We start from the raw sequence: 8,765 nt of genomic DNA on the forward strand, positions 1-8,765 counted from the left end.
CTGCAACACCTTCAGCGATTTCCCCTCAAATTATTCCGGACAGCAGTGCGCGCAGGCGGGAACTCAAGTAAAAACCGTCGTTCCCGCGCAGGCGGGAACCCAAGTTCGGCTCAGTTCCACGCCGACGGCGAAAACAGATAACCCTCGCCCCACACGGTCTTGATCTTTTCCGACAGGTTGTCGTCGAACTTGCGGCGCAGCTTGGAGATGCAGTTGTCGATGCTGCGGTCGAGGCCGTCGAACTCGATGCCGCGCATCTTCTTGAGCAGCTCGTCGCGCGACAGCACGCGCCCGGCCGCTTCGGCCAGCACGAGCAGCAGCTTGTATTCCGTATTGCTGAGCACGCACGGCTGGCCGCGCCACGTGACGCTGCGGTCGCTCGTCATGATGCGCAGCGCGCCGAACTCGAGCATGCGGGCGTCGGTGGTCGTCTTCGTCTGGGTGCGGCGCAGCAGGGCGCGCAGGCGCGCCAGCAGCACGCGCGGCTGCACGGGCTTGTTGACGAAGTCGTCGGCGCCTTGCTCCAGGCCGGACACCTCGTCGTACGTGTCCTCGCGCGCCGTGAGGATCAGGATCGGCACGTCGGACACGTCGCGGATCTGGCGGCACACGACCATCCCGTCCATACCGGGCAGCATGAGGTCGAGCACGACGATGTCCGGCGCGGCCGTCTTGAAGTGATCGAGCGCGGCGTCGCCCCGCGTGACGAGGTCGACCGAGAATTCATAGCCGGACAGGTACTCCGTCACCAGTTCCGCAAGGCGCGGATCGTCTTCCACCAACAGTACGCGATACATGAGGTTCTCCTTCGACCCCGCATTGTATAAGAGCGGGCAACAACGGAGGATGTTTGGCGGGTAGGGGTGACAAATTCGTACAGTTTCGCGACAAACAGGCCGGGAAAGCCGTGGTGCCGGCCGTTCGGCCGCCCAGGTGTGCCATTGAAAATATTGGGGTTTGGCAACAATATTCTGATATGCTTGCTAACCTTTAATGACATTTAGCTACCGTTGATGTCCTTCGGGAAGGACTGGCCGGCGGCACGGGCAGGCATGAGCGCACATATCGGCATCTTCGGCAAATACGGCTACCGGATCAACACGGCGCCGGACGGCACCATCAGCGACGTCACCCTGACCGCCGATGCCGTCGATAACGCCGGCGCGTCGACGTCCGGCACGGTACAACTGGAGCTCTGGCTGACCAGCACGCCGTGGAATCCGACCGGCCCGAATACCGGTTATGAAATCGCGGTCGACCGGTTCGCCGGCGCCGCCAGCGGCAAGCTCGACAGCGGCCAGTATTTCAGGAACGTTGCCGCGACGGTCCCACTGGACAACCTGCCGCCGCCCGGCACCTATTTCGTGACCCTCGCCGCGGCCGAATACACGGGAGCGGACCCGGCAACGGACGGCGGCTACGTCGTCGACAGTTCGTACGCCTTCACGGATCTCGTGACCGTGCGCAGCGACGGCAGCATCGTCGCGAGCGGGATCACGGCGCCGGCGCTGAGCGTTGCTTCCCGCGCCATCGTCGAAGGCAATGACGGCACGCGCAATATCGTGTTCACGGTCGAGATGTCGCATGCCGTGTCGTATGGCGTATCGGTGCAGGTCGACACGCGCGACGAGACGGCCGCGGCCGGCGTCGACTACCAGGCGCAACACCGGACGCTGACGTTCGCGCCGGGCGCGACGACGGCGACGTTCAGCGTCCCCGTGAACGGCAACACCCGCTTCGAACCACACCGGTCGTTCGGCGTCGAGCTGTCCAACGCGATGGGCGCCACGATCGCGTCGTCGGGTGTCGCCACGACCGGAACCTCCGGCGCGGCCGGCCAGACCAACGCCTGGGGCACGATCTTCGACGACGACACGGCCGCGGGCGCGGTGGTCCCGACGGATGAATTCTTCAGGGAGCAGTGGTATCTGTTCACGACGAACGTGGAGTACGCGTGGGCACACGCGACCGGAAGAGGCATCAAGGTCGCGGTGCTCGACCAGGGCATCGACGCCACCAATCCGGACCTGGTACCGAACGTCGACCTCGACCTGGGCCGCGTCGCCTTGTCGCTGCTGCCCGGCGGGGCGCCGGTGAACCCGACGGACAACCACGGCACCGAGGTTGCCGGCGTGATCGCCGCCGCCCGCAACAACGACGGCATCGTCGGCGTCGCCTACAATGCGCAGCTCGTGTCGCTGTACACGCCTTTTTCGTCCGAATGGCCGACGGAGTTCGCCAACGCCTTCCATTACGCGGCCGGCGTGGATGTGCTGAACGATTCCTGGGGCTTCACCAGCCGGATGAGGACCGATACGGACTGGGCCTTTTACGACAATGCGAACGACCCTTTGTTCGCGCCGCTGTTCGCCGCGCTGCACGACCTTGCCGCCACCGGACGCAACGGCCTCGGCACGGTCGTCGTGCAGTCGGCGGGCAATGGCTACGACTACGGCGACGACACCAACCTGCACAATTTTCAGAACAGCAGGTATATCATCACGGTCGGCGCCGTCAAGTACGCCGGTACGTTGTCCTACTTCAGCACGATGGGCGCGTCGATCCTCGTCGCGGCGCCCGGCGGGGCCGGCTACGGCGACTACGCCAGCATCCTGACCACCGACCGCAGCGGCGCGGCCGGCACCACCGGCACGGATCTCGCATTCGCCGACGGCACGTCGTTCTCGGCGCCGATCGTCAGCGGCATCGTGGCGCTCATGCTCCAGGTGAATCCGCACCTGGGCTACCGCGACGTCCAGCAGATCCTCGCGTACACGGCGCAGCAGGTCGGCACGCCCGACAAATGGGCAGCGAACGGCGCCCATGACTGGAATGGCGGCGGCCTGCAATATGGCGACGACGTGCAGGCGACCGGTTTCGGCGTCGTCGACGCCCTTGCGGCCGTGCGCCTCGCCGCGACCTGGGAAGGCGCGCCGCGCACGTCCGCCAATGTCGTGGACGTGGTCGCATCGAAGACCGTCAACGAGGCCATTCCCGACAATACCGGCAAGTTCGAGTACAGTGCCATCGACATCGACAGCAGCGCCGTCGTCGAACGCGTCGACGTCGCGGTCAACATCACGCATCCGTTCATCGGCGACCTGGAAATCGCCTTGATGTCGCCAAGCGGCACGACCAGCTACCTGATGTACCGGCCGGCGCAAGGCGCGCTCAGCGCAGTCGGATCGAACCAGCACGACATCCATTTCACGTTCGACACCGTGCTCGACTGGGGCGAGAGCGCGCAGGGCCGCTGGACGCTCGCCGTCATCGACCTCGCCACCGGCAACGCCGGCACGCTGGACGACTGGAGCATCGACATCATCGGCCACCAGCCGACGCAGGACCACACGTTCATCTACACGGCGCAGTACGCGCAGATGGCCGCGGCCGACCCATCGCGCGCCGTTCTGAGCGACCCGGGCGGCGGCACCGACACCATCAACGCCAGCGCGCTCGGCAGCAACGACCGCATCGACCTCTCCGGCACCGCGCCATCCACGATCGGCGGCGCCTACCTGGTGATCGCGCAAGGGACGACGATACGAAACGCGTACGGCGGCGACGGCAACAATGCCATGATCGCGAACGCGAAGGGCAGCGTCCTGCACGGCATGGCCGGCAACGACACGCTGACCGGCGGCGCCGGCAGCGACACGCTCGACGGCGGCGCCGGCAGCGATACGATCACCGGCGGCGGGGGCATCGATACGGCGGTCTACCACGGCGCCGAGGCGAACTACACGATCACGAAGACCGCCACCGGCTTCACGATCGCGGACAAGACCGGCGCCGACGGCACCGACCAGGTGGCGGGCGTGCAGCGCCTGCAGTTTGCCGACAGCACGCTCGCATTCGACATCGCCGGCGACGGCGGCCAGGCGCTCCGCATGTACCGGGCGGCGTTCGACCGCACGCCCGACAAGGTGGAACTGGGTTACTGGATCGGAGCGCTGGACCACGGCGTGGCGCTGCTCGACGTGGCGAACGGCTTCGCCCAGTCAGCGGAATTCAAGAAGTTATACGGCGACGACCCGACCAATGCCGACATCGTGGACAGGTTCTACGCCAACGTGCTGCATCGCGCACCGGACGCGGCAGGCGCGGATTACTGGACCAGGCTGCTCGACCAGCACGTGCTGACCAAGGCCGACGTCCTCATGAGTTTCAGCGAGAGTCCGGAGAACCAGACGGCGCTGATCGGGGTGGTGCAGAACGGCATCGAGTTCGCGCCGTACGGCTGACCCAACGACAAGGCCCGCGCGAGGCGGGCCTTGTCGGATTGGATCAGTGTTTCGTCATAATTAAGTTCGGAACAAGCGTACTAAGAGCGACGGGCGGCGTAGTCGTCGTTCGCATACGATAAAGATCGGAACAAATGCACTCAAGGTCTTTGCGGGGGTGACTGCCAAAATAATAAAGTTGGGAACATCGGGACGCAGAGCAGTATCGGCGTTGGACCGCGCACATGGGCGCTGCGCTCTGGTCAACACCGGTCTGGACTGTCGGAGGATTGCGAAAGCCTAGTGATGTCTGCTTAACTGGGTTGAACATTGTCCAGATGTTGTCTATTGGCTACCCGCAATCAATCCGCAGCGGCGCTTCACTATCATCGCGGCATATCCGTTCGACGGCTCAATCGTTTCCGCGCAATAATGTAATAATGCCGCGGCAACGTGGCTGAGGCACCAAATGGAAGGACAGCCCGTGAGGAACAGTTTCACTGGCCATTATCTCTAGATGGCACAGCGTCACAACCGATGGATACCCTATAGGCGCACGCATGGAGCGGGATCAACCTACAAGAGAAACAATAGACGTAGTCGACAAGGCCCAGTTGCGCCGGATCGAGGCAACGCATAAAGGATTCCTTTATCAGCACCTTTATGGTGTGGCCTGCCTGCTCATGGTAGATCAGTTGGGCTGGACGCGTATGCGGGTAGAGGTAGATGAGGACATAGAGCTGGAGTTCAGCGGCCGCTATGTCTATGTTCAAGTCAAGTCCCGCTCGAAGCTCATACAGATTTCCGACATCGCGTCAGCACTGAAGCGATTTGAGCAGTATCGTACGCAGCACACACCTGGAGGCAGAGCAGGGCAACCTGAGTTTATATTGGCACTGAACTGCGATACAGCACCTGGGCTCAGCACGCGTATCTCTGCCGGTGAGTTCCCGCAGGATGTGCGCTTCATGCGGCCAGGTCAGAACATCCCAGGATTGCCGCCGGTATGGGCGAACAACGAAGAGGCATTCAGCTGGTGCGTCGCAAGAGCCGAGGCACTACCCTTCATCATGGTGGCGCCTGACGTCCTAGTCCAAAACCTGGCGGGTGCCATAATGCGAATGGCTGCCGGTCTCGACGAGTTCACCCGGCACGAAGTCACCGCCATGCGCGCGGCCGGAATGCTCCAACAGTTCGTGCAGCAGGTCCATGAATTTCCGGCTCCGCCACTTAATTATCGGCCGCAGGATAACGAGCCAGCGCTCGTTACCGATGCGCCAGTCCGCCTGATCGTGGGCTTCTCAGGCGCCGGCAAAACGTCATGGGCGGCGCAGGCAGCCTTGGCCGATGCGCAGCCACGGGCTTATTTCGACGTGGCGGACCTTCCCAGTTCATCTGTAGCGCGTACGCTGGCAAGGGAGCTTGCTGCACGTTGGCTCGGCGACAACCCGGAAGGGCGGCAAGTCGTGGCAAGCGAAGCGCTGTCAGGCGTGGAGGCTCTGCGCCTAGTGACCTCGTCTCTGCAAGCACAACAACAGACCTATACAATGGTAATCGATAACGCGCACCGACTGCAGGTTGAAGACGCGCGGGCGATTACTGCAGCGATGAAAGATTTGCAACTAGTCTTTTTGGCACAGCCAACGGCGGAGCTGGACCTGATGAGTGCTGCCTTGGATGTAGAGCCAGAAACACTACAGGGTTGGGGGGCTGACTCAATCGGCTACGAGGCTTCCGCACAAGAGTGCACGGTAAGCATGGCAACTGCCACTCGAATCCGGGCTCTCACGGGAGGCCTTCCGCTCTACGTGCGCAGCGCCATTTCCGTGGCTAAGAAAGACTACGGCTCGGACTTAAAGGCGTTCTGCGACGCGTTCGAAGGTCAGTCGCTCAGCACCGATACCAGACAACATACACTCCTAGCAGCGGTCTTTAATGGGCTCGATGAAGCGTCCAAGCAAGTTCTCGCATGCGCCAGTCTCTCCGATGTGCCACTCGCTGCTGCAGAAATTGCAGGCGTGGTGGCGGAGGCTTTCTCACTTCACCAACCGACTGTCATTCGTAAACTTCGTTCGCTCCGTGCTCGAGGCTTGCTGCAGGCCTATGGAAGCCAGCGCAGCAAGGTGCATGACGCGCTGCGGCCTATAGCGCTTGAACATCTGATTGAAGAGCCTGAGCCAGGCCGGCGTGCCAGGGCCTTCCTCCTCGACTTAGTCGTAAAGTCTCTTAAGGAAAACCACGAAACAGAGCGTTTCCCTCTGTTCATAAGACTGCTGATCGAACTTCGAAAGGTGGCAGAGCTCGCTGACTTGGGTACCGGGGAGGCATTTCACGAAGGTCCCGAGTACCCGCAGATGTGGCCGCTACTAGAGGAGGCTGCTAATGACCCCGCATTGACGACCGAAGTCCGATTTGAGTGCCTCGATGCGCTGTTGTACCACCGGCAGAAGCACGGCCCTGAGGAGACCATCGCACCGCTTTTGGACCAGATGGAGGCGCTGATCGATCGCGGGTTAGCGAATAACCGTTCGCGGCTCGTGTTCCTACAAAAGAGCCTGCTTTACTGGGCTTCCCAAGGGAATGAAGCCCGAGTTCAAGAGCTTCTACGCAAAGCGCAGGCCTTGATACCGGACCAAGCATCGTATCGTCGAGTTTTTACCTATAGCGCTGCGTTTGCGTTATGGAAGGTCGCGAGACCTGCAAGTGCGGAAAGATTGCTCAATGGTCTAGTTGCCGAATACATTGCAATTCTGTCGATTAACGTCGACGAGATCATGTCGAACCCAGGTCTATATGTGGCCAGGGTACGAGCAGACGACGACTACGGGACTGATTGTAAGCACTTGGCCGACTGCTTTGATTTGCTTGCGCGGGTTCTTGAACAACTGAAGAGGGCACAATCAGGACCGCGAAAGGTTGCTGTGCGACTTTTCGAGATCACAGGCTCATGGGACTCTGCCGTGCGCGTCGGAATTGATCTCGTGTACCAGCATTTAGATCGCAGTGAGCTCCCGCAAGCTTTGAAACTTGTGAGCGAATCCCTACCACGCATCGTTCATTTTTATGAACTAGCACGCCACACGATTCCGCTGCGTTATCTGCACGCACATATTCTAGGGAAAATGGGGCAGATCTCTGCCGCCCGGGAGATACTAAAGACCGCGGATCCATTTTTTAAATCCATGCCAAACGACGAGCAGTTAGAGGCCAGGCGGCTTACGAAGTTTCTTCGATGACTATTTAGAGCCGCTATCTTGTTTAGTCAAACAAGCATGTTATATAACGCACAGCTAGCGCCGAAAAAAGGGATCTTAGCTTGAAGGAGCATTTCGACGACGATAATTTGGCCTTCGCAATTCGGCTGCCAGACGGTTTCCCTCTACAGGACCTGTTCGAAATCAGTGCATGTTTAAACGAGGTCGACGTTTGCGTTCCCGGATATATTGCGCCCGAGGTAGGTCTTTATCATCCATATGGGTACTTCTATGAGCATGGGGTTGAGAATACAAGAACGACACTCATTCCGGATAGAAATGTCGTGTCACGTTTCGCTCAGCTAGCCGAAGGTAGGCCTGCACACACAGATCAACAATTAAGGATCGCAGCGGGGCTTCTTGGATTTTGTCAGTGCTTAGACATAGAGATTGAGCCCGCCATAGCCTTTCATGAACTGGCGCACAAGGAGGGTAACGAAGCCGCCTTAGCTGAGCTTGGGTGGTTTAGGACCGCAGATAATGCGAATACGCACGACTTGATGGATGTAGGTCTAATGCGTAAGGATGTCCTTATTGGCGATTACTCGCCTCAGAAAGTGGAGGCGTGTGATCTGGCTAAGCCTCTCAGACGCTGGAATAGAAACTACATCTTAGCTTTGAAGATGATGGAGCTAGAGCTACGTCTTACTAAGCCAATAGATCGCGTGCTGACCTTACTCGGCTGGATGCGCGAGGACTTTATGTTTGGCGGACCGGTAGCACTGCTGGCGAGTGTCTACTTCGCGCCGAACTCTCCTCCTAGGAAGCGCGTGTTCAAAGATAAGAACTCTGCAGACCGCGAAAAAGCGATCGCCGGTGTGCGCAATGCTGCTTGGGACCTCACACAACTGAGTGAATTACTTCGAAAGGTGAACGAAGTGTCCGAACAAGGACATACGCGCTATCTGTTCGCCAGTTTCGACAAACATCTTCGTTTAATGGCGAGACTTGCTTTTAAGTTTGGCTCGTCTGGATCAGCATCTGCCGGGTTGTCAAGCGCGCTTTCAGAATGGTGGCCCGTCGAGGAGGCCAAAAAAATTACTGATTGTATCTTTGATCATCTCGATCGTATTAATTCCAGTCAGTGGAAGGCCAAAACGTCGCCCGCCCCGAACTTTATCAACCAACTGATTACGGCCGGTGAACAGTTTATTCGCGAAGGCCGTTGATCCTTAGTATTCCGAAAAAAGAAGTATAGCAACCCAGAAAAATCACCATGTTCCTAGGGGGTGTACCAGATTCTGTGTAAACGAGTCTTTGTTTAAGTCTGCGGCACGCGGTCTTCAAA

General features: G+C 59.6%; 4 protein-coding genes. 3 read left to right on the top strand and 1 reads right to left on the bottom strand.

Translation table 11 applies throughout. The annotated features are described in order from the left end of the window. Positions 1 to 110 precede the first annotated feature (110 nt). Positions 111 to 797, bottom strand: coding sequence for a response regulator transcription factor (locus ASC93_RS27845; RefSeq protein ID WP_056450406.1), 687 nt, complete (start codon positions 795 to 797; stop codon positions 111 to 113). Positions 798 to 1,052: 255 nt separating this feature from the next. On the opposite strand from ASC93_RS27845, the gene ASC93_RS27850 reads away from it, so the two are divergent. From ASC93_RS27850 to ASC93_RS31215, 3 genes are all read left to right on the top strand, one after another. Next, positions 1,053 to 4,244: a S8 family serine peptidase gene (locus tag ASC93_RS27850; protein ID WP_056450408.1), complete on the top strand. Its 3,192-nt coding sequence runs from the start codon at positions 1,053 to 1,055 to the stop codon at positions 4,242 to 4,244. Positions 4,245 to 4,783: 539 nt separating this feature from the next. Next, a complete protein-coding gene (locus ASC93_RS27855; protein ID WP_056450409.1) occupies positions 4,784 to 7,459 on the top strand; it encodes an ATP-binding protein in 2,676 nt (891 codons plus the stop codon). A gap of 80 nt (positions 7,460 to 7,539) precedes the next feature. Then, the gene (locus ASC93_RS31215; RefSeq protein ID WP_157202154.1) at positions 7,540 to 8,646 is read left to right on the top strand and encodes a hypothetical protein; all 1,107 of its coding nucleotides are present in this window, start codon (positions 7,540 to 7,542) and stop codon (positions 8,644 to 8,646) included. The last annotated feature ends 119 nt before the right edge of the window (positions 8,647 to 8,765 follow it).

Origin of the sequence: Massilia sp. Root335, from assembly GCF_001425685.1 — a bacterium.
In the GTDB taxonomy this organism is placed as follows: Bacteria; Pseudomonadota; Gammaproteobacteria; order Burkholderiales; family Burkholderiaceae_D; genus Telluria; species Telluria luteola.